21 protein-coding genes are annotated in these 24,469 nt (G+C 66.7%); 12 read left to right on the top strand and 9 right to left on the bottom strand.

Features of this window, described 5'->3' with window-relative positions; translation table 11 throughout:
• Positions 1 to 270 precede the first annotated feature (270 nt).
• From SAOR_RS12840 to SAOR_RS12815, 6 genes are all read left to right on the top strand, one after another.
• On the top strand, positions 271 to 1,056 hold the full coding sequence (locus SAOR_RS12840; RefSeq protein ID WP_123631785.1) for an SDR family NAD(P)-dependent oxidoreductase: 786 nt from the start codon (positions 271 to 273) through the stop codon (positions 1,054 to 1,056).
• Between the two features lie 195 nt (positions 1,057 to 1,251).
• A complete protein-coding gene (locus SAOR_RS12835) occupies positions 1,252 to 2,889 on the top strand; it encodes an electron transfer flavoprotein-ubiquinone oxidoreductase (protein ID WP_342782592.1) in 1,638 nt (545 codons plus the stop codon).
• Between the two features lie 45 nt (positions 2,890 to 2,934).
• The gene (locus tag SAOR_RS12830) at positions 2,935 to 3,681 is read left to right on the top strand and encodes an electron transfer flavoprotein subunit beta/FixA family protein (protein ID WP_123631783.1); all 747 of its coding nucleotides are present in this window, start codon (positions 2,935 to 2,937) and stop codon (positions 3,679 to 3,681) included.
• Complete coding sequence (locus SAOR_RS12825; RefSeq protein WP_123631782.1) at positions 3,678 to 4,628, top strand: electron transfer flavoprotein subunit alpha/FixB family protein; 951 nt, start codon at positions 3,678 to 3,680, stop codon at positions 4,626 to 4,628. The genes SAOR_RS12830 and SAOR_RS12825 overlap by 4 nt, the downstream gene beginning before the upstream one ends.
• Before the next feature lie 133 nt (positions 4,629 to 4,761).
• A complete protein-coding gene (locus SAOR_RS12820; protein ID WP_123631781.1) occupies positions 4,762 to 5,220 on the top strand; it encodes a MaoC family dehydratase in 459 nt (152 codons plus the stop codon).
• Between the two features lie 20 nt (positions 5,221 to 5,240).
• Positions 5,241 to 6,023, top strand: a complete 783-nt coding sequence (locus tag SAOR_RS12815) for an enoyl-CoA hydratase-related protein (protein ID WP_123631780.1) — start codon at positions 5,241 to 5,243, stop codon at positions 6,021 to 6,023.
• 112 nt (positions 6,024 to 6,135) lie between these two features.
• Here the strand turns inward: SAOR_RS12815 and SAOR_RS12810 are convergent, their stop codons facing one another.
• Together SAOR_RS12810 and SAOR_RS12805 are read right to left on the bottom strand one after the other, a co-directional pair.
• A complete protein-coding gene (locus SAOR_RS12810) occupies positions 6,136 to 6,534 on the bottom strand; it encodes a four-helix bundle copper-binding protein (protein ID WP_123631779.1) in 399 nt (132 codons plus the stop codon).
• A gap of 714 nt (positions 6,535 to 7,248) precedes the next feature.
• Positions 7,249 to 8,211 (bottom strand): NAD(P)H-dependent flavin oxidoreductase, encoded by a 963-nt coding sequence (locus SAOR_RS12805; RefSeq protein WP_123631778.1) that lies wholly within the window; start codon positions 8,209 to 8,211, stop codon positions 7,249 to 7,251.
• Positions 8,212 to 8,410: 199 nt separating this feature from the next.
• Between SAOR_RS12805 and SAOR_RS12800 the strand changes: the two genes are divergently transcribed.
• Positions 8,411 to 9,109, top strand: coding sequence for a TetR/AcrR family transcriptional regulator (locus SAOR_RS12800; protein WP_221179988.1), 699 nt, complete (start codon positions 8,411 to 8,413; stop codon positions 9,107 to 9,109).
• 184 nt (positions 9,110 to 9,293) lie between these two features.
• Here SAOR_RS12800 and SAOR_RS12795 read toward each other — a convergent pair whose 3' ends face one another.
• The 7 genes from SAOR_RS12795 to SAOR_RS12765 form a co-directional block, all read right to left on the bottom strand.
• Positions 9,294 to 10,586, bottom strand: a complete 1,293-nt coding sequence (locus SAOR_RS12795) for an amidase (RefSeq protein ID WP_221179987.1) — start codon at positions 10,584 to 10,586, stop codon at positions 9,294 to 9,296.
• A complete protein-coding gene (locus SAOR_RS12790; protein ID WP_123631776.1) occupies positions 10,583 to 11,710 on the bottom strand; it encodes a M20 family metallopeptidase in 1,128 nt (375 codons plus the stop codon). The genes SAOR_RS12795 and SAOR_RS12790 overlap by 4 nt, the downstream gene beginning before the upstream one ends.
• A gap of 25 nt (positions 11,711 to 11,735) precedes the next feature.
• Positions 11,736 to 12,449 carry an ABC transporter ATP-binding protein gene (locus SAOR_RS12785; protein ID WP_123631775.1) on the bottom strand — a complete coding sequence of 238 codons (714 nt, stop codon included), beginning with the start codon at positions 12,447 to 12,449 and terminating at the stop codon, positions 11,736 to 11,738.
• Between the two features lie 4 nt (positions 12,450 to 12,453).
• On the bottom strand, positions 12,454 to 13,236 hold the full coding sequence (locus tag SAOR_RS12780; protein WP_123631774.1) for an ABC transporter ATP-binding protein: 783 nt from the start codon (positions 13,234 to 13,236) through the stop codon (positions 12,454 to 12,456).
• Positions 13,233 to 14,381 (bottom strand): branched-chain amino acid ABC transporter permease, encoded by a 1,149-nt coding sequence (locus SAOR_RS12775; protein WP_221179986.1) that lies wholly within the window; start codon positions 14,379 to 14,381, stop codon positions 13,233 to 13,235. The genes SAOR_RS12780 and SAOR_RS12775 overlap by 4 nt, the downstream gene beginning before the upstream one ends.
• Positions 14,382 to 14,437: 56 nt before the next feature.
• Positions 14,438 to 15,307, bottom strand: a complete 870-nt coding sequence (locus SAOR_RS12770) for a branched-chain amino acid ABC transporter permease (protein WP_425472111.1) — start codon at positions 15,305 to 15,307, stop codon at positions 14,438 to 14,440.
• A gap of 162 nt (positions 15,308 to 15,469) precedes the next feature.
• Positions 15,470 to 16,639 (bottom strand): branched-chain amino acid ABC transporter substrate-binding protein, encoded by a 1,170-nt coding sequence (locus tag SAOR_RS12765; protein WP_123631773.1) that lies wholly within the window; start codon positions 16,637 to 16,639, stop codon positions 15,470 to 15,472.
• Positions 16,640 to 16,881: 242 nt separating this feature from the next.
• On the opposite strand from SAOR_RS12765, the gene SAOR_RS12760 reads away from it, so the two are divergent.
• From SAOR_RS12760 to csy2, 5 genes are all read left to right on the top strand, one after another.
• Complete coding sequence (locus SAOR_RS12760) at positions 16,882 to 17,475, top strand: cupin domain-containing protein (RefSeq protein WP_221179984.1); 594 nt, start codon at positions 16,882 to 16,884, stop codon at positions 17,473 to 17,475.
• Positions 17,476 to 17,718: 243 nt separating this feature from the next.
• On the top strand, positions 17,719 to 18,702 hold the full coding sequence (gene cas1f, locus SAOR_RS12755) for a type I-F CRISPR-associated endonuclease Cas1f (RefSeq protein WP_123631771.1): 984 nt from the start codon (positions 17,719 to 17,721) through the stop codon (positions 18,700 to 18,702).
• Positions 18,699 to 22,061 (top strand): type I-F CRISPR-associated helicase Cas3f, encoded by a 3,363-nt coding sequence (gene cas3f / locus SAOR_RS12750; RefSeq protein WP_123631770.1) that lies wholly within the window; start codon positions 18,699 to 18,701, stop codon positions 22,059 to 22,061. The genes cas1f and cas3f overlap by 4 nt, the downstream gene beginning before the upstream one ends.
• A gap of 92 nt (positions 22,062 to 22,153) precedes the next feature.
• Positions 22,154 to 23,518, top strand: a complete 1,365-nt coding sequence (gene csy1, locus SAOR_RS12745; RefSeq protein ID WP_123631769.1) for a type I-F CRISPR-associated protein Csy1 — start codon at positions 22,154 to 22,156, stop codon at positions 23,516 to 23,518.
• Positions 23,511 to 24,461 (top strand): type I-F CRISPR-associated protein Csy2, encoded by a 951-nt coding sequence (gene csy2 / locus SAOR_RS12740; RefSeq protein ID WP_123631768.1) that lies wholly within the window; start codon positions 23,511 to 23,513, stop codon positions 24,459 to 24,461. The genes csy1 and csy2 overlap by 8 nt, the downstream gene beginning before the upstream one ends.
• Positions 24,462 to 24,469 lie beyond the last annotated feature (8 nt).

The raw sequence follows: 24,469 nt of genomic DNA, 5'->3' as shown, positions 1-24,469 counted from the left end.
GCGTTGACCCCGGCAGCCGACTTTGCGCCGACTGCATCGCAGGACCGAAGGATGACAAGTGGGCGCGCGGGCTGGACAGCGCCCTATTTATGTATACAGTATACTTATCGAGCCTGAAGGTGCCGCCTCGCCGTCTGAACGGCGTCAACCTGACCGTTCGGGTCTGGCCGCCAACGGAATTACACCAAGCGAAACACAGTTTCATTTAATTTGACGCCTCGATTCGCAGGAGTAGAATCCGTGAGTCCGTCCAAGCGCGCTGTTCCCACCATGAAACGATTCGATCAACGCGTTGTGCTGATCACCGGTGCCGCCAGCGGCATCGGCCGTGCCTGTGTGCAGCGGTTCGCCGCCGAAGGCGCCCGGGTGATCGCGGTCGACCGCGACGCCGAGGCCCTGGAACGGATCGGCGATGCGCTCGATGCGGGCGACGTCGAGACCCGCGTGCTGGACGTCTGTGACGAGACCGCCGCGACCGCCCTGATCGACGACATCGCCGAGCGCCACGGCGGCATCGACGTGCTCTGCAACAACGCCGGTATCTCCGGCCGCGACTATTCCGCGGTCGACGCCAACGAGACCGACACCTGGCGCCAGGTGGTCGACGTCAACCTGTTCGGCACGCTGCACTGCACCCGTGCCGCCGCCCGCCACATGCGCACGCGCGAAGCGGGGGCGATCGTGAACACCGCCTCGGTGGCGGGCCTGCGATCCGGCGCCGGCGGCAACGCCTACAGCGCCTCCAAGGCCGGCATCATCAGCCTGACCCAGACCACGGCATGCGATCTGGGCGAGCACGGCATCCGCGTCAACGCGGTCTGCCCCGGCCTGGTCAAGACCGGCATGACCCAGCCGGTCTTCGACTACGCCGAAGCCCATGACAAGACCCACAAGCTGGGCTCGCGCTGCGAGCTGCGGCGCTACGGACGGCCGGAGGAGATCGCCGCCGTCATCACCTTCCTGGCCAGCGACGACGCCAGCTTCATGACCGGCCAGGCGATCGCCGTGGACGGCGGCAACACGGCGTCGCTGAACATGCCCGGCATGAAGTTCTAGCCGACCGATGCGCGCCCGCATCACAAACGGCCCGGTCGTCGATACGGGTCCTGTCGCAAATGGAGTTTTGAGCCCATCGCTGCCATCATTGCGCAACCTCTCGCGTCTCGTCCGCGGCGGCTCCGGCGGCCGGAAGCCGGGGCGCCCGTCGCGAGACCGCGCGGCAGCCAATAGCGAGAACGCATGACTGAAGAAATCGAACGTGACGTGATGGAGTACGACGTGCTGATCGTCGGCGCGGGACCGGCCGGGCTGTCCGCAGCCTGCCGACTGAAGCAGAAAAGTCCCGATCTCGAGGTCTGCATCGTCGAAAAGGGCTCGGAGGTCGGCGCCCATCTGCTGTCCGGCGCGGTGTTCGAGCCGCGCGCACTCGACGAGCTCTTCCCCGACTGGAAAGAAAAAGGCGCGCCGCTGAACGTACCGGTCACGCGCGATGAAGTGTATTTCTTCACCGGCGAGACCAAGTCGAAGAAGATGCCCAATGCGTTCGTGCCGGCGCCGATGCACAACGACGGCAACTACATCATCTCGCTGGGCCAGCTCGGCCGCTGGCTGGCCGAACAGGCCGAAGAACTCGGCGTCGAGATCTATCCCGGCTTCGCCGCCCAGGACGCGATCGTCGAGGACGGCGTGGTCAAGGGCATCGTCACCGGCGAAATGGGCGTGGACAAGAACGGCGAGCCCAAGGACGGGCATGTGCCCGGCATGGAGCTGCGCGCCAAGTACACGCTGTTCGGCGAGGGCTGCCGCGGCCATATCGGCAAGCGTCTGATCCGCGAATTCGGCCTCGATGCCGACGTCGACCCGCAGCACTACGGGATCGGCCTCAAGGAGATCTGGGAGATCGACCCCGACAGGCACGAGCCCGGCCTGGTGATCCACGGCGCCGGCTGGCCGCTGAATACGTCCGGCAGCGGCGGCTCCTTCCTCTATCACCTGGAGGACAACATGGTCGCCGTGGGGCTGATCGTGGACCTGAACTACGAAAACCCCTATCTGTCGCCGTTCAAGGAATTCCAGCGCTTCAAGCACCACACCGAGATCGCCAAGTATCTCGAGGGTGGCAAGCGGGTGTCCTACGGCTCGCGCGCGATCACCAAGGGCGGGCTGAACTCGCTGCCGAAGATGACGCTGCCGGGGGCCGCACTCATCGGCTGCGACGCCGGCACGCTCAACTTCGCCAAGATCAAGGGCAACCACACCGCCATGAAGTCGGGCATGCTCGCCGCCGAGGCCGCGGCCGAGGCGCTGGCCGGTGGCGGCGAAGGCGGCGACGAACTGACCGGCTACACGGACGCTTTCAAAAACAGCTGGGCCTACGAGGAGCTTTACGCCAGCCGCAACTTCGGCGCCTCGCTGCACAAGTTCGGCACCTTCAAGGGCGGCGCGCTCAACTACATCGAGCAGAACTGGTTCAAGGGCAAAGCGCCCTGGAACATGCACGACACCACGCCGGACCACGCGGCCACCAGACCGGCCGACGAGTGCCAGGAAATCGAATATCCCAAACCCGACGGCAAGCTGTCGTTCGACATCCTGTCGTCCGTGCATCTGTCCAACACGGGCCACGAAGAGGATCAGCCCTGCCATCTGAAGCTGACCGACCCGTCGATCCCGATCGAGCACAATCTGCCCAGATACGCCGAGCCTGCGCAGCGCTACTGCCCGGCCGGCGTCTACGAGGTGGTCGAGGACGGCGACGGCAACCCGCGCTTCCAGATCAACTTCGCGAACTGCGTGCACTGCAAGACCTGCGACATCAAGGATCCGGCACAGAACATCACCTGGGTGCCGCCGGAAGGCGGCGGCGGGCCCAAGTATTCGGCGATGTAGCCGCGATCGGATGTCTTTGAGAAACAGCGACAAAAAGGACGACACATGAAAGTACTGGTGAGCGTCAAGCGCGCGATCGATTACAACGTGCGCATCCAGATCAAGCCCGACGGCTCGGGCGTGGTCGAGAACGGCGTCAAGCACAGCATGAACCCCTTCGACGAGATCGCCGTCGAACAGGCGATGCGCTGGAAGGAAGCCGGCACCGCCGAGGAAGTGGTCGCGGTGACCATTGGCCCGGACGCGGCCAAGGAACAGCTGCGCAGCGCGCTGGCCTTCGGCTGCGATCGCGCCATCCACATCAAGACCGACGAGCCGGTCCAGCCGCTGACCGCCGCACGGGTGTTCGAGGCCATCGCTCAGAAGGAAGAGCCCAAGGTCTTCATGATGGGCAAGCAGGCGATCGACGACGACTCCAACCAGACCGGCCAGATGACCTCGGCGCTGCTGGAATGGCCGCAGGCGACGTTCGCCTCCGAGATCGAGCTGTCCGGCGAGACCGCCAAGGTCACGCGCGAGATCGACGCCGGCCTGGAGACGATCGAGGTCGACCTGCCGGCCGTGATCACCGCCGATCTGCGCCTGAACGAGCCGCGCTATCTCAAGCTGCCGGACATCATGAAGGCGAAGAAGAAGCCCATCGAGGACATGAGCCTGGATGATCTCGGCGTGGAAGCCGCCGCCCGGCTGGAGACGCTCAAGACCACCCCGCCGCCCACGCGCGAGGCGGGCGTACGGGTCGAGTCCGTCGACGAGCTGGTCGCCAAACTCAAGGAAAAGGGCCTGGTATGAGCAACAAGATTCTGATCATCGCCGACCATCTGGACGGTTCGCTCAACGAGTCCACCGCCCGCGCGGTGGCCTGCGCGCAGCAGATGTCGCCCACCGGCATCGACGTGCTGGTACTCGCCGAAGACGGCGCGAGCGTGGCCGCCGAGGCCGCGCAGATCGAGGGCGTGTCGCGGGTGCTGCAGGCCGACAACGCCGCCAACGCGCATCCGATGGCCGCCCTGCTGACGCCGCAGATCGTGGCCGCCGCCCAGCAGGGCGAGTACAGCCACGTGCTCGGGCCGAACACGACCTTCGGCAAGGACCTGATGCCGCGCGTGGCCGCCAAGCTCGGCGTGGCCATGGTCACCGACATCATGAGCGTGCATTCGGCGCACGAGTTCGACCGGCCGATCTATGCCGGCAACGCCGTGATCACGGTCGCCGCCCCGACGGATCAGGTGCTGGTCGCCTCGGTGCGCTGTGCCTCCTATCCGGCCGCGCCGGGCGGCAACAGCGCCGAGATCGAGACGCTGTCGCTGGACGCGGAGCTGCCGGGCCACACCCGCTTCGTGAATCTGGAGCAGGCCTCCAGCGACCGGCCGGACCTGCAGACCGCACCCAAGGTCATCTCGGGCGGCCGCGGCGTCGGCAGCGAGGAGAACTTCAAGGTCATCTACGACCTGGCCGACAAGATCGGCGCTGCCGTGGGCGCGTCCCGCGCGGCCGTCGACGCCGGCTACGTGCCCAACGACATGCAGGTCGGCCAGACCGGCAAGATCATCTCGCCGGAACTCTACATGTGCTTCGGCATCTCCGGCGCGATCCAGCATCTGGCCGGGATCAAGGACGCCCAGACCATCGTGGCCATCAACAAGGACGAGGAGGCGCCCATCTTCGAGGTCGCCGACATCGGCCTCGTGGGCGATCTGTTCAAGATCATCCCGGAACTGGAAGAAAAGATCGGCTGACGATGGCCGCCCGGCCACGAGCCGCCGGCTGGCGGCGCGCAGCGGTCCGGCCGCGGCGCGCTGCAGCCGGCTTTTTTATGCCCGACGGCCGCCTGACGGGCGCCGGAACGAACTGAAAAAAGAGGAGAATCCAATGCGAACCCTGGACAACATCGAACAACTGCAGGCGCTTGCCGGCGAAGAGATCGGCGCCAGCGACTGGCTGACCATCGACCAGCAGCGCGTCGACGGTTTCGCTGACGCCACCGACGACCACCAGTGGATCCACGTCGACGTCGAGCGCGCGAAACGCGAGTCGCCCTTCGGCGGGCCCATCGCGCACGGTTTTCTCACGCTGTCGCTGCTGCCGCCGCTGGTCAACGACATCTACCGCGTCGAGGGCGTATCCACGCGCGTGAACTACGGCCTGAACAAGGTGCGCTTCATGGCGCCAGTGCCGGTGGGCCACCGGGTGCGGGCGCGCGTGCGGCTGAAATCCGTGGACGAACGCGGCGAGGGCCGCTACATGATCTGCAACGAGGTCACCATCGAGCTGGAAGACAGTGACAAGCCCGCCTGTATCGCCGAAAGTCTGCTGCTCTACATTCTCTGACCGCCGAGGCCCGCACCACCATGTCCGAACCCGAACTCGAAAGCGGCCACATCCGCGCCCGGACCGAGTCTCAGGTCCTGCACGTGACCCTGGACCGCGCCGACAAGCGCAACGCCCTGACCCGGGCGATGTACACCGATCTGCGCCGGTGCATGGATCACGCCGCGGACAGCGACGATGTACGCGCGGTGCTCATCGCTGGTGAGGGCGAGATGTTCTGCGCCGGCAACGACATCGCGGACTTCGCCAACGTCGATCCACATGAACGCGAGGACGGCGCGGCCGGTCCGGCGCTGGCCTTCATCAAGGCCCTGCGCGCGCTGGACAAGCCAGTCGTGGTCGCCGTCCAGGGCCAGGCGACCGGCATCGGCACCACTCTGCTGCTGCACGCCGACCTGGTCGTCGCCGCCGACGGGGCCCGCTTCTATACCGCCTTCATCGACCTGGCGCTGGTGCCCGAGGCCGCCTCCAGCCTCCTGTTGCCCCAGCTCGTGGGCCGCCAGAACGCCGCCCGCCTGCTGCTGGCCGGCGACACCCTCGACGCCGCCGAGGCCGAGCGCATGGGCCTGATCGCCTACCGGGTGCCGGCGATCGAGCTCGGCGAGCACGCCACGGCGCTCGCCGAGCGGCTCGCCGCCAAGCCGCCGGAAGCCGTGCGCCTGACCAAGCAGCTCATGCGCGCGGGGCTGGGCAGCGACGACGTCGACGGTCAGATCGACCGCGAGGCGAAAGTCTTCGGCGAGCGCCTGGTCTCCGATGAAGTCCGCGAGATCATGAACCGCTTCCTCAAGCGCAAGGGCTGAACCGAGACGGCCACTCCGACGGCGCACACGAAAAAGGCCCCTGCGCGATCACGCAGGGGCCCTGTCGCTCGGCGGCCCGATGCCGGACCGCCGCAGGCGGCCAGGCGGTCGATTAGTCGATCACGCCGAGCAGCCGGTCGCAGGCCGCCGCGCAGGCGTTGCAGGCATCGGCGCAGTGCGCACAGTGCGCGTGATGACTCCGATGCGACTCGCAGTGCGATGCGCATTTCTGACAGGCGTCACGGCATGCCTTGACCTGCGTGGCCGCGGGCGACTCGCCGAACGCGGTCTGGCGCGACAGCACCCGGGCGGTCGCGGTGCAGATGTCGGCACAGTCCAGATCGGTGCGGATGCAGCCGCGCAGATCGGCCACGCTGTCTTCGGCGAGGCAGGCGTCGGCGCAGCTGGCGCAGGTATGCGCGCACTCGAGACAGGCCGACAGGCAATCGGCGAGCTCGTCCTGGAAGGACACCGGTTTCGGATGCGTCTTGTGCATGGTTTCGATTTGCATGATGACTCCGTTGGATGGGCCGCCACGCCACCGGCGTTATCGACAGTGCCGTGGCAGCGGATGCGCCCGAGCGACGCACCGCAAGTGGTTCGGCCGCGGCGGCTCGGCCACCGCGGCGTGTCGTGTGTGGGCATGAAAACCGAGGGCGGCGCGCCGGTATATGGGCAGTGCTACGGAGCCGGACACGCGACACCGCCGCCCGGCGCTCATGACAGGCGAAACGGCCACGACAGAACAGGACGCCCGGAGCGGCCGAGGCGCCGATCGTCACGGGCCCGATCGCCCGCGCGCCGACGCCCCGGACGAAACGCGGCATGAGTCCGGCATCGACCGGGCCAGTTCCAGGGCGACACCAGCGCCGCACTGGCATCGAAGGACGGGCCGGGCCGGTCACCGGCGGCGCGCTTCGGCGTGCCGGCAGGCTCGCGCTGGCACACACGGCGTGCAACGACTGCCGCCGCCACGAACGGCCGCGCACCCGGAGGTTTGCGGCGCGGGGCGACTACAGCACTTCGCTAGGCCCGGCCTTCGCCGCGGCAGCGGCGAAGGCCGCCGGGGCGACACGGGTCGCGCCTGACGTTCTCCGCGCCGGGTCTTGTCACGCGGGCACGGCCAAGACCGCCCTGCGCCAGTGGAGGGTCGGCCGAGGCCCACGGCGCTCGACGCGGGCCGGCACGGATCGCGTCTAAGGCGACCCCGTACCCGCCGGCGCCTCTAGAGCGACAGACGGGCGCGGGCGCCCTCGTATTCCGCCTCGAGCTGATCGACGATCGCGCCGGTCGGCTTGATGTCGTCGACGTTGCCGACGCCCTGCCCGGCGCCCCAGATGTCCTTCCACGCCTTTTTCTTCTCGTCGCGGTCGGAGCCGAAGGTCATCGCATCCTTGCCGGACTCGGGCAGATCGTTCGGGTCCAGGCCCACATTCTCGATCGAGCCGCGCAGATAGTTGCCGTGCACGCCCGTGAACAGGTTGGTGTAAACGATGTCCTTCGCACTCGAAGTGGTCACCATCTCCTTGTAGGACGGCGCCGCGTTGGCCTCCGTGCTGGCGATGAAGCGCGTGCCCATATAGGCCAGATCCGCGCCCATCGCCTGGGCCGAGAGCACGTGTTCGCCGCGGGTGATCGCACCCGACAGGATCAGCGGCCCGTCCCAGAAGCGGCGGATCTCCGAGACCAGCGCGAACGGGCTGAGCGTGCCCGCATGACCGCCGGCGCCCGCGCAGACCACGATGAGCCCGTCGACCCCGGCCTCGATCGCCTTCTCCGCGTGGCGCACGCTGATGACGTCGTGAAAGACCCGGCCGCCGTAGTCGTGGGCCACCTCGACGGCCGCGTGCGGCGCGCGCAGGCTGGTGATCATGATCGGCACCCGGTAATCCGCGCAGACCTGCATATCCTGCTCCAGCCGGTCGTTGGACGAATGCACGATCTGGTTGACCGCGAACGGCGCGATCTTCGCCGTTGGATCGGCCTCGCGGGCGGCGGCCAGCTCGGTGGTGATGCGCTCCAGCCAGACCGGCAGCTGGTCGGCCGGGCGCGCGTTAAGCGCCGGGAACGCGCCGATGATGCCGCTGCGGCACTGGGCGATCACCAGGTCCGGGTTGGACAGAATGAACATCGGCGAACCGATGACGGGCAGGCGCATCTGGCCCCGGAGCTCCTCGAGCAGCGACATCTTGTTTCCTTTTGTATACGGATAAAAGCAGACGAGAACCTAGCAAATCGCGGCGCTTTGTGGAATTGCGTTCTGCAATCAGCCGTCGTTCCAGCCCATTTTCCGGCCCATGCCACATGGCCCGAGTGTCGCCGCCGGGCCACAGACGCTAGGCTGTGCGCCCATCCGACGGGTACAAACAAGAGGCAGCGGCACCATCGTGGCGGATTTGGATTTCGACCAGTTCAAGGAGATCGTCAGCGTCTCGAAAACGGACATCTGCACGACGCTCTATCGCCAGAACCGCGACCTGATCCGCATCAAGAAGGAACACGTGGCGGTGCGCAACCTCGTGCGCATCATCGACTCCACCCTGCGGCTGGCCAACGCCAAGGGCTTCACCGGCATGACCCTGCGCGATCTGTGCACCGACGCCGGCCTGAGCATGGGCGGACTCTACGCCTACATCCGCAACAAGGACGATCTCGTCGGCCTGATCCAGAGCCACGGCTTCATGCTCACCCGGCGCACGCTCCACGACTTCACCCGCGACATCGATGACCCGCACGAGAAACTGCATGTCGCGGTCAAGAGCCATCTCTTTCTCAGCGAGCTCATGCGGCCGTGGTTCTATTTCTCCTACATGGAGGCGCGGCACCTGGCACAGTCGCGCAAGCGCGACGCCGTGGCCATCGAGCGCGAGACCGAGCGCGTCTACCACGACATCATCGCCGAAGGCATCGAGGCCGGCGCGTTCCGTCCCGTCGACGCCCGTCTGCTGGCCTCGCTGATCAAGGCCATGCTTCAGGACTGGTATCTCAAGCGCGGCAAGTATCACGACCAGGGCACGTCGGTGACGACCTACGCCGAAACGATGCGGGAGGTCCTCGAGCGGTATCTGCAGCACGCACCGGCGTGATCCGTCCCTCCCGGACGCCGAGTCGTGCGGCCGGCGACGCCGGACCCGCATCCCCGCGCGAGTGCGCGGCCGGCGCGGCCACGCCGGATCCCTCCCGCAGGCGACCGCACGACGCGGGGGCCGCTGTTCCATCCGGTCGCGCCGGCCGCGTTTGGCGGCGCGACGAGCCCGCTGATCCGCGGCGTCAGCCCGCGGTCGCCCCCGAAAGCGTGGCTTCCAGCCAGCGCGCGGCCGACAGCGTACGCGCGTCCTCGTGCAGTGCACCGATCACCTGCACCCCCACCGGCAGCCCGTTGGCCCCGGTCAGCCCCGGCACGTTCACGCAGGGCGTGCCGAGCAGCGTCCAGATGCGGTTGAACACGGGATCGCCCGTGCCCGCGGTGCGTCTGGGCGCTTCGCCGGGCGCACTCGGCGCGATGAGCGCATCCACCTGCGCGAAGATCCCGTCGAGCTGCGCCTGACAGACACGGCGACGTTGCTGTGCCCGGGCATAGTCGCGCGCCGGAATGGCGCGTCCCTCATCCAGGATCGTGCCGAGTTCAGCGCTGATACGGTCGGGCGCAGTATCGAACTCGAAGGCCAGCGTACGCGCCAGCTCGTAGGCCATGATCGTGTGCTGGGCCGCCAGCAGCGCGTCGAATTCGGGCGGCAGATCGATCGGGCACACCGTCGCGCCGGCGGCGGCCGCCTGCCGCTCGGCTTCGGCCATCGCAGTCCGGGTATCGGCGTCGGCCGCGGCCCACTGCGGCGTCCGGCACAGCCCCAGGCGTGGCGGACGCGAGGCGTCGAACGCATCGGCCCGGCATCGGCGGCCATCGAGCACGCCGGCGAACAGCGCGGCATCGGCGACATCGCGGGCGAACACGCCGACGGTGTCCAGCGTCCAGGCGGCGTTCTTCAAGCCGGTCGGGCAGATCGAATCGAACGTCGGCTTGTAGCCCACCACGCCGCAGAACGACGCCGGCCGGATGACCGAACCGGCGGTCTGGGTGCCGAGCGCGAGCGGCACCATGCCATCGGCGACGGCGGCCGCCGAGCCGCTCGACGAGCCGCCGGGCGTGTGCGCCGTATCGTGCGGGTTGGCCGTCCGGCCGGGGGCGAACATGGCGAACTCGGTGGTCACGGTCTTGCCCATCACCACGCCGCCGGCACGCCGGATCAGCGCCACCACTGCGGCATCCGCCTGCGGTCGGTGGCCGCTGTAGATGGGCGAACCGTAGGCGGTCGGCATGTCGGCGGTGTCGAAGACGTCCTTGACCGCCACCGGCAACCCCGCCAGCAGCCCGCCGCGCGCGCCGTCGTCGCAGGCGCGTGCGGCTGCGCGTGCGGCCTCCGCGTCGAAATGCGCCCAGGCGCCGATCGCCGCTTCCCGCGCGTCGATGCGGGCCAGGCAGTCGCCGACCAGCCGCTCGCTGGTCAGCGTGCCGTCGACCATGGCCGTGAGCGCGTCGCACGCGCCGGCGGATGCGGCCGTCACGCGGCCGACCAGCGCTGCATGAGCGTGGCGTAGGCGGCCTTGGCCTGCGTGATGCGATCCACCACGCAGTATTCGTCGGTCTGGTGCGCGAGCGCGGCCTCGCCCGGACCGAGGATGACGGTGGGGATGTCGCCGTAGTGCGGCGTCAGCGCCGAGGCGTCGGTGAAGAAGGCGGCACCGCGCGGCACCGGGGTCTCACCGAGCATCTCGGCCATCACCGCATAGACCTCGGCGACCCAGGCGTCGCCCGGATCGGTCCAGACGCCTTCGAGATCCACCAGGGTCTCGAGCTCGGCCAGATCGCCGCCGAGATCGGCTTCCAGATCGCGCCGGATGTCGGCATGCGAGGCCCCCGGCGTGGTGCGGATATCGATGCCGACCTCACAGACGTCCGGCACGGAGTTCATGTTCATGCCGCCGGCGATCGTGCCGACGTTGAGCGTGTCGCGGCCGAGCACCTCGTGGGCGGGCCGGCCGAAGTCGAAGCGTTCCAGCGCGCCGACCATGCGCGCCGCCTTGTAGACGGCGTTGTCGCCGTGCTCCGGCGTTGAACCGTGGGCGGTGACGCCGCGTGCGAAGGCGCGCAGCCACAGGGCGCCCTTGTGGCCGACCAGCGGCTGGTTGCTGGTGGGCTCGGCCACCACCATCGCCCCGGCCTCGCCGAGCACGCCGGCCTGTTCGGTCAGATGGAAGGCGCCGTCGCAGCCGGTCTCCTCGCCCGAGGTGATCACCAGCACCACGCCCGGGCCCGCGGCCAGCGCGTCGGCGTGGTCGATCGCGGCGGCGACGAACGCGGCCACGCCGGCCTTCATGTCGGTGGCGCCGCGGCCGTAGAGCCGGCCGTCGACGACCTCCCCGCCGAACGGGTCGACACGCCAGGGCTGGGCGCCCAGCGGCACGGTGTCGATATGGCCGGTGAAGCACAGCGGCGTGCCCGCGCCGTTGCCCAGGCGGGCGACGACATTGGTGCGTCTCTCGCCGGCATCGACATAGGTCACGTCGAAGCCGGCGGCCGCGAGCATATCGCCGAGATGATGGGCGCAGTCATGCTCCTCGCCCGGCGGATTGACGGTCTTGTAGCGGACGAGCGCCTGGGTCAGCGCTACGGGATCGGTGGATGGCATGGGTACGAACTCCTCGCGGCCAGGGTCAGCCGAAGTAGGCCTGATTGACCTCTTCGTTATCGGTGAGTGTGTCGGGTTCGCCCTCGGCCACGACGCGCCCCTTGCCGAGCACGTAGCCGTAGTGCGAGATCGCCAGCGTCTGGCGCACGTTCTGTTCGACCAGGAACACTGTCACGCCGCGCTCGTTGATGCGCTGGATGACGTTGAAGTTCTCCTTGACGAACAGCGGCGACAGGCCCAGCGACGGCTCGTCGATGAGCAGCAGATCGGGCGACGACATCAGCCCGCGGCCGATCGACAGCATCGCCTGCTCGCCGCCCGAGAGCGTGCCCGCGAGCTGGGAACGCCGCTCGGCCAGACGCGGAAAGATCTCGTAGGCCTCGTTCATGCGCTCGCGGATCGCGGCTTCGGCCTTCACCTGGTAGGCGCCGATGCGCAGATTCTCGGTCACGGTGAGCTTGGGAAAGACCTTGCGGCCTTCGGGAATGCAGGCGATGCCCGTGGCGATCACCCGGTGCGTCGACATGCCCGTGATGTCGCGCCCGCCGAAGGTGATGCGGCCCTCCCGCGGAGCGGTCAGGCCGAGAATCGAACGGATCAGCGTCGTCTTGCCGACACCGTTCGACCCGAGCAGGCAGGTGATGCGGCCCGGACGCACGCTCAGCGACACGCCCTCGAGCACGTCGGCCTTGTCGTAGGCCGTGTAGACATTCTCGATGTCGAGTGTTTTATCGCCCATGGTTCTACGCCGCACCGAGATACGCTTCGCGTACCTCTTCGTTTTCGATGACTTCGGCGTAGCTGCCCTCGCAGATCTTCTTGCCGAAGTTGAGTACCGCGCATCGGTCGGTGATGCGCTCGATGACGCTGGTCTCGTGCTCGATGATCACGATCGCCAGCTCCGGCGTGTGCGCGCGCACGGCCAGGATGTCGTCCATGAGCTGATGGGTCTCCTCGTGCGTCATGCCGGCCGAGGGCTCGTCGAGCAGCAGCAGCTTCGGGCGGCTGATCAGCGCCCGGCAGATCTCGATGCGGCGGCGGTCGAGCATGGGAAAGTTCGCCACCGGCTCGTTCATCCGGTCGGCCAGCGCGGGGCTGAACACTTCGACCAGATCGCGAGCCGCGGCGAAGTTCGCCTCGAGCTCGCGCGCGAAGGCGCGCCGGCGCAGCAGATTGAACGTCATCCCCAGGCTCAGCCGGTTGTGATTGCCGACCATGATGTTGTCGAACAACGACAGCGACAGGCACAGCCGCGAGCGCTGGAACGTGCGCGCCACGCCGGCCTTGTAGACCGCCTGCGCGGTATCGCGCGTGACGTCGCGCCCGGCCAGCACCGCACGCCCCTCGCTGAAGGCATAGATGCCGGTGAGCACATTGAAGAACGTCGTCTTGCCCGAGCCGTTCGGCCCCAGCAGCCCCAGCACCTCGCCCCGGTGCACATCCAGATCGAGATGGTCGAGCGCGAGCAGACCGCCGAAATACCGGGTGACGTCGGTGCAGGACAAAAGCGTGTCGGATTCGCTCATGGCGCCACCTTTCGGCCGGGCAGATAGTTGCGCATGCCGCGCGGCAGCAGACCGTCGGGCCGGAACAGCAGAACCAGCACGACCAGCGAGGCGAACAGCAGAAAACGGTACTCCTGGATCATCTGCAGCTTCTCCGGGAGGATCACGACGATCGCACTCGCCAGCGCCAGCCCCCAGGGATTGCCGATGCCGCCGAGCAGCACGATGGACACGAGGATCAGCGAATCGCTGAACCCGAAATTGGCCGGCGCGATGAAGCCGAGCATCATGCCGTAGATCGCGCCGGCCACGCCGATCAGGAAATTGCCGAGCGTGAAGCCGAGGACCTTCCAACGGCGGATCCCGATGCCGTAGCAGGCGGCCGCGGTCTCGTCGAGACGCACGGCGTCCATGCTGAGCCCGATCCAGGAGCGTTCGACCCGTCTGACCAGGGCGAAGGCCAGCGCCAGCACCGCGAGCGTGAGCAGCAGGTAGTTCATGTAGAACGAAGCCTGGAAGCCGCCGAACGTGATTGGGTTGTTGAAGCTCCAGCCGAACAACGACATCGCGCCGACCGGCAGCCCCTGGGGCCCGCCGAGGATGTCGTTCACCTTGAGAAAACTCTCGAACAGGATCGCGAAGGCGATCGTGACCACGGCCGCATAGTGGCCGCGCGTGCGCAGCACCGGCAGGATCAGCAGACAGCCGACGAGCGCCGACAGCACCCCGCCGATGAGCAGGATGAGCAGCGGCGGGATCGCGCTGTGCATGGTCAGCACGGCCGAAGTGTAGGCACCCACGCCGATGAAGGACGCGCCCGAGAGATTGATCAGCCCGAGATAGCCGAACTGCACGTTCAGGCCCAGCCCCGCCAGCATGTAGACCATCACGGTGGTGATCATCAGGAGCGTGAAATGGTCCTGGCGAAAGATCCAGGCCAGCACGAGCACGCCCGCGATCACGATCGCATAGAGGCTCTTCTCGTATGCGCCGAAGGCCACGCCGATGCGATCGAGCGCGCCCAGGCGCGAGGCGGCGACCGCGCCCACGACCGCGAGCAGCAACAGAAAGCCGACCACGTATTCGCTTTCGGCCTTGAGGAACCAGGCCGCGAATCCGGTCAGCAGCGCGCCGCCGACGAGCCCCATGACAAGCGAAGTAATCACCTGCGGGCTATCCGGGCGCCGGGCGGCCGATGCCTGAGAAACGTTGTCCATGACGATCAGACCCTCTCGCTCACGCGTTCCGCGATCAGCCCCGTCGGCCGCCATGCCATCAGCGCGATGACGACCGTGAACGCGAAGACGTCCTTGTAGGCGCTGTCGAACGGCATCGCGACCGCGCCGACGGTCTGCAGGGCGGCGAACAGAAAGCCGCCGAGAATCGCACCGTAGATGCTGCCCAGGCCGCCCACGATCGCCGCGGCGAAGCCGATCACCCCCAGCAGCAGGCCGCTGTTGAAGTTGATCTCGTTGTAGTACAGCCCGTTCATGATCCCGGCGAAGGCCGCCACGGCCGAGCCGATCACGAACGTCACCAGCACCACGAAGCGGAAATTGATGCCCATGGTCATCGCCGTCTCCTCGTCCTGCGCCACGGCGCGGATCGCCAGCCCCAGCCGCGTCCGGTTGATCACCAGATGGATCGCCACGATCACCAGCAGACCGGCGATCAGCAGCATCACGCTGTCCACGCGCAGATCGAAGCCGCCGATCGCGATCGAATCGGTGGGCAGCAGCGGCGGAAAGCGCTTGGGGTGCGAACCGTGCGGAAAGAACAGCCGCACGCTCTCTCTGAGCACGGTGCCCAGCATGAGCGTGATGAGCAGCGTGTTCAGCGGTGGCGACGAGCGCAGCGGCAACACGAACAGCCGCGCGATCACCGCCCCCAGCAGTCCGACCAGCGTCACGGCCGCGATCAGGGCGGCCGCCAGTGCGATATAGGGGTTGTCGATGCCGACGGCGATCACGCCCATGATGGCGCTGTACCCTACGAACGAGCCCACCATGAGGACGTCGCCGTGAGAGAACTGGATGACATTGAGCACGCCGAAGAACAGCGTGAACCCCACGGCCACCAGCGCGTACATCATGCCCTGCATGAGGCCGTTGACGACGTACTGACTCAGCAGTGCTGCGTCCACGATGGGCTCCTCGATTGACAGCGATTCATGACAGCCGACGCGCCCGGGCGCCGCGGGCGTGCTCTCTGCAACGACCGCGGCGCGTACGCGTCGACCCGAAGGAAGACAGGGCTATTCAGCGCCCGTGAGGCTGCGCTCGCCGCTGGCGTATTCGCTGTCCTCCCAGACCACCCATTCGCCGTCCTGGACGACGTACTTGGTGATCTGCGCGACCTCGTTCTGGCCGTGCTCGTCGAAGCGGATCTTGCCCACGATCGAGTCGGCGTCATCGACCTCGGCCAATGCCTTCGTGACCTTGGCGCGATCCGGTCCCACCTCTTCGATGGTGTCCATCAGCAGGCCGGTCGCCGCGAAGGCGAACGGGCCGTACGCCTCGGCCGGCTCGGAGAAGCCCGCCTCCTCGTACTGCGCCTTGAAGTAGTCGCCGCCCGGCAGCTTCGACAGCGGCGCGCCTTCGAGAAAGGCCACCGTGCCCTCGGCCAGATCGCCGAGGCCATCGATGTAGGAATCGGAAATGATGCCCGACGTCCCCTCGAACTGGGCGTCGATACCCAGGCGCTCCATCTGGCGGCGGATGCGCACGCCCACCGGCGTCAGCCCGCCGAAGTAGATGACGTCCGGGTCCATGGACTTGGCCTCGGTCAGCTCCGCGGTGAAATCCTGTTGATCGGCGGACACCCCGAACGTACCCAGCACTTCGCCGCCGTTGGCCTTCAGCGACTTCGAGAAGTACTTGTTGTGCCCCTTCCCGTAGTCGGTGGTGTCGTGGATGATCACCCACTTCTCGTAGCCCTTGTCGGTCATGAACCGGGCCGCGGTCTCGTTCTGGTTGATCATGGTGCCGTTGACGCGATGCACCTCGGGGTAGTCGTTGCCGTAGGTGATGTCCGGCAGCACCGCCCCCCAGACGATCACCGGCAGCTGGAACCGGTGGTAGACGTTGACCGCCGCCATCGCCACCGCCGAGCAGTACTGCGTGATCGCACCGACGATCTCGCGATCCGCGGCCGCCTTCGTGGCCACCTGCACGCCGACGTTGGGCTTGCAGGCGTCGTCGAGCGTGACCAGCTCGTAGTCGTACTCGGTATCAGGGTCCTCGTTGCGCAGCTGCACGGCGAGCTGCGCCGAGTTGCGCCCGCCCAGTCCGATCGACGACGCGCCGCCCGTCAACGGCCCGATGAACGCGATCTTCACCGTCTCCTTGGCCTGCACCGGCCCGGCCGCCAGGCTCAGAGCCACGGCGCTCGCGGCGACGGCCCCCTTGATCATTCCCCATTTCATAGCGTCACTCCCTCGCGATTGAGTCGTTCGACTCGAAAACAGCGGCATGAAACCACCCAGTACAAGCTCTGGAGGACACCGCTGGCCCACATCATGCCTTGAACTATGGTCATGCACTTGAATAAATGGAAATACAACTTTCGTGCCAGACGATGGCTCGGACGCGTCGTCACCCCGGGGCGCGGCGCCGCGACACACGCCCGCTTCGGTACCATGAGCGGCCAGATCGGCGGAGATACAGGTTGAACAACGAACTCGGCGAACCAGCCCACCCGGCCGCGGACAGCGAACTGGGCATCCGGCTCCGCTACCTGCGGCTGGCACGCGGCCTGCGCATGCGCGAAGTCGCCCGCCGTGCGGGCTGCTCCGAGAGCATGATCTCGAAGATCGAGACCGGTCACGCCGCGCCCTCCCTTCGCGTGCTGCACAAGATCGCGGCCGTGCTGGAAACGAGTATCGCCGCGCTGTTCGAGGCCGGACGCACGAACACCATCGTCCAGCGCGCCGGCGCGCGCGAACTGATGACGCTGCGCAAGGGCGGCGACGGCGGCCGCATCATCCTCGAACGCGTCGCCCCGACCAGCCCGGACTCGCGGCTGGAAGGCAACATCCACATCGTCGAGCCCGGCGCCGAGAGCGACGGCGCCATCAGCCACGAAGGCGAAGAGCTGGGCTACGTCCTCGAAGGCAGCATCGAGCTGACCGTCGACGGCGAACGTTACTACGTGCAGGCGGGCGACTCGTTCGTCTTCGCCTCCACGCAGCAGCATCGCTACTACAACCCCGGCCACGTCGTCGCGCGCGTGCTCTGGATCAACACCCCCGTCACGTTCTGACGCCAAGCGGCCCCACACGACGGATCGTTGCGCGACAACGAAGCAACACTGCACCAGCACGGCGCACAGTGCACAACGCCGTCGCATGACGCCGCGACGGACACCGCCCCGCGCAGCCGGAGCCGCACCCCCACAGACGACGCCCCGCTGACCTAACGCCCCGCAGCCGTCGTGACCACGGGATTTGCATGCATGCCGGTTCTACGGCGAGGCTTGTTCCCGTGGGGACCCGGGGGAGACAGCATGGAAGATCTCGCGCCCAGCGATCTGAAAACGATCCTGCACTCCAAGCGCGCGAACCTGTACTACCTGCAGCACTGTCGTGTGCTGGTCAAAGGCGGGCGGGTTTCGTACGTCACCGACGAAGGGCGTGAATCCAGATACTGGAATATTCCCATCGCGAATACGACGTCGATTCTCCTCGGCACGGGCACATCGATCACGCAGGCGGCGATGCGGGAACTCGCCAAGGCCGGCGTGCTCGTCGGATTCTGCGGCGGCGGAGGCACACCGCTGTTCTCGGCGACGGAAGTCGACGTCGACGTTGCCTGGCTGACGCCGCAAAGCGAATATCGGCCCACCGAGTACCTGCAGCACTGGGTACGTTTCTGGTTCGATGACGCACTCAGGTTGGAAGCGGCGAAAGCGTTTCAACGATCGCGTCTGGCAACGATCCGCACGCTCTGGACCACCGACCGTGCCTTACCCGATGCCGGCTTCAACGTCGACAAGGCCAGGCTCGAAGCGGCAGTCGATGCGCAGCTTCCGCCGATCGACAACGCCCGCGACACCACGGAACTGCTAACGCTCGAGGCCCGCCTGACCCGCACCCTTTTCAAGCTCGCTGCCGGGAGTGTCGACTACGGCGAGTTCACCCGTGCGAAACGCGGCAGCGGCACCGATCCGGCGAACCGGTTTCTCGATCACGGCAACTATCTGGCGTACGGGCTGGCCGCAACTGCGTGCTGGGTACTGGGGCTGCCGCACGGACTGGCCGTGCTCCACGGCAAGACACGACGCGGCGGCCTGGTATTCGACGTGGCCGACCTGATCAAGGACGGCGTCATCCTGCCGCAGGCATTCATTTCGGCTGTACGCGGGGATGAGGAACAGGAGTTCCGCCAGGCCTGTATCCAGCGCCTGACCCAGGTGGAAGCGCTCGACGGCATGATCGATACCATCAAACGCGTCGCCGAAGACCTGGCACGCCGGGCCGCTTCGGAATGAACGTCGTCCTCGTCTCGCAGTGTCGCAAGAACGCGCTCAAGGAGACTCGCCGAGTCCTCGATCAGTTCGCCGAGCGCCGCGGCGAACGCACCTGGCAGACTCCGATCACGAAAGCGGGCCTCGACACCCTGCGCCGGATGCTGCGCAAGAACGCGCGCAAGAACACGGCCGTGGCCTGCCACTGGATACGCGGACGCGATCACAGCGAACTGCTGTGGGTCGTGGGTGACGCGTCGCAATTCAACTTTCGCGGCGCGGTCCCGACCCACACCACGCGCAGCGATGTTCTGCGCAGCCGTGACGAAAACGACTGGCATACCCTCACCGATATTCACCTGCTCGCCTCGCTCGCCGCCCTGTTCCACGATTTCGGCAAGGCCTGCCAGGCGTTTCAGGACAAGCTCACGGGAAAGAACATCGAGCGTAATCGCTATCGACACGAATGGATATCGCTCAGGCTGCTGCAGGCATTCGTGGGCGACAGTGGCGACGCCGACTGGCTGGCCCGGCTACGCAAGCCCGAGGCCATCGACGAAGCGCATTGGCTGAGCGTCCTCGTCAGGGACGGCCAGAACAGGAATACGCCCCTACCGTTAACCGACCTGCCGCCCATCGCCCGAACGGTGGGCTGGCTCGTGATCAGTCATCATCGTCTGCCCGTGCTGCCCAGCTACGACGAAAACGACGCGCAGCAACGCATCGGCCGCAAGTCCACGCGGGACAACGCCGATTCGATTCCCGACCTGCCGGACGGTATCCACGCCGGCTGGAATGAAATCGATGCGCCCGACGATGCGGCAACGATCGCGCCGTACTGGACGTTCCCGCACGGTCTGCCGAGCCGTAGCCATGCGTGGTGCAAGCGCGCCACCCGCATCGCGCGCCAAAGCCTTGCCCGTCGATCGACGCTCGCCGCGGTCGATATCCACAACCCGTACGCGCTGCATATCGCGCGGCTGTGTCTGATGCTGGCGGATCATCACTACTCCAGCCTGAGCGATCAGGCTCGCCATCGCCCGACGGCGGGCGATACCGACTTTCCCCTGTTCGCCAACACAGACAGCGAGAACGCGCTGGCGCAGCGACTCGACGATCATTTGCTGGGCGTCACCCGGGAGGTCGGTGCGATCAGCCATCGTCTGCCCGACACCATTGCCGCGCTACCGCGAATCGCCCGTCACAAGGGCTTTCGCAGGCGCAGCAAGGACGCACGCTTTCGCTGGCAGGATCGGGCGTTCGACCTGAGCGCGTCTCTGCGCGATCGCAGCGAGCGGCAGGGGTTCTTCGGCATCAACATGGCTTCGACCGGCTGCGGCAAGACGTTGGCCAACGGCCGCATCTGCTACGCCCTGTCCGATCCCGACCGCGGCACGCGTTTCACCATCGCCCTGGGGCTACGCACGCTCACATTACAGACTGGCAGCGCCTATCGGCGCGATCTCAATCTATCGAGCGACGATCTCGCGATTCGCGTCGGCGGACAGGCCAGCCGCGCGCTGTTCCATCATCGCGAAGCCGAACTCGATACCCAGGGCCGCAGCTCGGCGGAACCTCTGTTCGATAGCGACAGCTATGTTCATTTCAACGGCCGCATCGACGAGCATCCGCTGCTGTCACGGGTCGTGAAATCCCCGCATGCACGGTCGCTGATCGCCGCGCCGATCCTGGTCTGCACCATCGATCATCTGATGCCGGCCACCGAGAGCCTCCGCGGTGGCGGCCAGATCGCGCCGATGCTCCGCCTGATGGGGGCCGACCTGATCCTCGATGAGCCGGACGATTTCGGCCAGAGCGACATGCCTGCGCTGTGTCGGCTGGTCTACTGGACCGGGCTGCTCGGTTCCCGGCTCATCCTGTCCTCCGCCACATTGCCGCCGGCGATGGTCGAAGGCCTGTTTCGCGCCTATCGCGCCGGACGCGCGGAGTTCCAGAAGAACCGCGGCGAGCCGGGCCAACCGTTGGACATCTGCTGCGCCTGGTTCGACGAGCATGATCGCGTGCACCACGACTGTTCAGACAGCGCGTCGTTCCGCGCCCGGCACGACGCATTCGCCGCGCGTCGCGCCACCGCGCTGTCGAAGGCGATGCCACATCGCCGCGCCAGGATCACCGAGCTCGGTGTCGCGCGTTCGAAGCGCGACGAACTTCCGCGACAGTTCGCCGAAGCGCTTCAAACCCATGCGATGGCCCTGCACGAGCACCATCACGAAACCGATCCGCACACCGGCCACCGCGTGAGCTTCGGTCTCATCCGCATGGCGAATATCGGCCCGCTTTTCGATATCGCCCGGGCGCTTTATGCCCTCGATGCGCCGCCCGGGGTCCGGTTTCATTTGTGCGTCTATCACGCCCAGTTCCCGTTACTGGCGCGCTCGGCCATCGAAACCCGGCTGGATGCGGCATTGGATCGCCGAGACCCGGCCGCCGTTTACGAACTCGCCGACATACGCCGCCATCTGGACCACGCCACCGAACCCGATCAGCTGTTCATCGTGCTCGGCTCTCCAGTCACCGAGGTCGGCCGCGACCACGATTACGACTGGGCCGTGGTCGAGCCCTCCTCCATGCGTTCGATCATCCAGCTGGCCGGGCGCGTGCGTCGTCATCGCCTCGGCGAGGCGGAACACGACAACATCATCCTGCTGGAGCGCAACTGGCGCGCGCTGACGGCCGAGCCGGGTGAACCGGTGTTCCGCCGCCCCGGCTTCGAGGACAGCGACCACCGACTTGCGAGCCACGCCCTCTCCCAACTGCTGGCCGAAGACGAATACCGCATCATCGACGCACGACCGCGCCTGGTGGCTCGCGAACCACTCGATGCCCGCCACAGCCTGGTGGATCTCGAGCACGCCCGGATGGCCGACGACCTGCTCGCGCCCGCGACAGCGCCGGCGCCGGCGCCGACACAACCGAGCCGAGGTCGCCGCCGACGCAGCGCACCAGCCGCGCCGGCACTCGCCGCCCATAGCGCTTATTCACGCCCCGACTTGTGGCTTACCGGCGTCCTCGCACAGCAGCAACGCTTTCGTGAGCAGACCGCCGCGCAGGTCGAACTCGTGCTCCTGCCCAACGAGGACGAAACCGACTATCAGCTCGTACAAAGCGAGCCGCAGAAGTTCGGCCCACCCCAGGAAACCGCGGTCGAAGGCCGCTTCAATCGCCGCATCGGCGACGAGACGCTGACTGCCGAACGCATCACGCCCTGGGCGAACGCCGACTACATGACCGAGCTCGCGGCCCTTGCCGAGGCACGCGACATGGACCTGGAGCAGTGCGCACGCCTGTTCGGAACGATTCAGATGGATGCCTCCGAGAACGGTTGGCTCTCGCATCCGCTACTGGGTTTCAGAAAAACATGATCGGCGAGAAAGCAAAGGTCATGCATTGACCCAGCCGATGACTAGTCTTGGGACAACAGAGTCATCGACCAACAACGCGTGCGCGAGGGGATATGCGGGGCAGCACCAATGAAACAGAAAAACTACGTCTGACCATTCAGGAATTCTTGAGCGAGCGCCTGGCAGGAAAGGTCGAGAAGCTCGCCGAGGACGACCCGAAGCACGAAGCATTGGTCGCCCAATTCGATTACGAACACTGGCTCGCGGACGCCGCCCGACGGGTGGCCCAGCTCCAGGTGGTGACCCACTCGCTCAAACCGATTCATCCCGACGCCAAGGGCTCCAGCGTGTACGCGCCGCCCGGCGCCCCGCGGCCGGGCGCTGTCGTCGGCACCGACCTGCTCGGTGACCAATTCACGGTGGACGTGGTCGGCAACGCCGCCGCTCTGGACGTCTTCAAGTTCCTGAAGATCGACGTCGACGGTCGCACGCTCCTGGAACGCGTCGAACAGTCCGATCCGGATCTAGAAGCCGCCCTGAGCGACGACCCCCAGACCGGTCGCGAGCGTATGCAGCAGTTTGCGACGATCACCGAGCCGGGCGGCCGGTACGCATCGCATACGCGCGGCAAGCAACTGTTCTGGCTGGTCGGCGACGACCCGGCCGTGAACGACGACTTCCATCTGCTGGCACCGCTCTATGCAACTTCGCTGGCCCATCGCGTCTTCCAGACCATCAATCGCGACCGCTTTTCGGACGAAGCGAAAGCGGCCCGCGACGCACGGCGAAAGGACCAGCCCAGCGAAACCGGGTATTGCGACTATCCCGGCCTGGCCGTGCAGCGTTTCGGCGGCAGCAAACCGCAGAACATTTCACAGCTGAACAGCGAACGCGGCGGTAACAGTTATCTGTTGGGATCGGCGCCGCCGCTCTGGCGATCCCGCGCCGTCGCACCGATCCGCTCGTCCTCGGCGTTCAACGCCTATGGCCGACGCCGCAACGTGCGCGCCACGATCCGCGAACTCGGCACTTTCCTGGCCGAAGACCCGACCCGCAACATGCACACGCGCGACTATCGCGATCAGCTCACTGCGGAACTCGTCGACGAGCTGATCGTGTTCACGAGCGAGATGCATCAACTGCCGCCGGGCTGGACCGACGACTGGCAGTGCCGCCTACCCATCGAACAACAGTGCTGGCTCGACCCGCATCGCGCAGAAATGGACCGCGAGTTCGCCGAGACCCTGGTCGAAACCGAATGGCTACCCGAGATGTGCCAGGACTTCAGCCGCTGGCTGAACGCGCGCCTCGACCGCCATCGGAAACTGCGCATGGGCGATGCGGAACATCGCCACTTCGCGAGAGCGGCCGAAAACGACACCAACGTCAGGAATGCACTCGAGAGCGCTCGCAAGGACTGGCAGGCGCAGCTCGAGAAAGAACTCGCCGCGCTCGCCGAGGTATTCGACGATGAGTAAGCCCCGCCACCTTCTGATTCTGCCCCGGCTGCGGGTACAGAACGCGAACGCCATTTCCAGCCCGCTGACCTGGGGATTTCCGGCCATGAGCGCCTTCGTGGGCTTCATGCATGCGCTGGAACGCAAGCTGCCGGACGATCTCTATCTGCAACTCGAACAGATCGGCGTGGTGTGTCACAGCCACGAAATCCTGTCCTCATCCGCCGGCTACAACCTTCAGCAGTTTCATCTAACCCGCAACCCCGTGAACAAGGACGGCGACACCGCGGCCATCGCCGAAGAGGGCCGCATGCACATGGACATCAGCCTCGTATTCGCCGTCAGCGGCGATAACTGCAGGGCAGACAAGGGTCGCACCGCACACATCGCCGAGGGCATCGACGACATCGTGCACGGCATGCGCATCGCCGGCGGCAGCGTGATTCCCCGTAACGACACGAAGCGCCACCCACAGCTCGTCTCCATGCCGGACGATGCCGACGAATACGAAGCCATGTTTCGAAAGCACCGCAGCCGACTACTGCCCGGCTTTGCGCTCGTGCTGAATGAGCAGGCGTTGACCGATCGTCTGGACGCGCTCCAGACGACGGCCCCCGGCGCGTCGCGTCTCGATGCCTGGCTGGACTTCGCCCGGCTCCACCACCAGTGCGTCATCGACGCAGATGACGGCGCGCATCGCTGGGAGGTCCGCAGCACACCGGGGTGGCATGTACCCATTCCGATCGGCTACGGCACGCTCAGTACCCACGAGCCCGGTGAAGTCGCCAACGCGCGCGACGCGACGACACCGTTTCGTTTTGTCGAAAGCCTGTACTCGATCGGCCAGTGGGTCAGTCCACACCGTCTCGATCGACCCGAGTCACTGCTCTGGTACGTCGACAACGACCTCGAGCACGGCGTGTATCGCCTGAACAACGACTATCGCGACCACAAACACTCCTAGGGGGAGAA

Origin of the sequence: Salinisphaera orenii subsp. orenii MK-B5, assembly GCF_003788635.1 — a bacterium.
Taxonomy (GTDB): domain Bacteria; phylum Pseudomonadota; class Gammaproteobacteria; order Nevskiales; family Salinisphaeraceae; genus Salinisphaera; species Salinisphaera orenii.
Note: the sequence above shows the minus strand (reverse complement) of the source record. Positions and strands in the feature narration are given on the sequence as shown.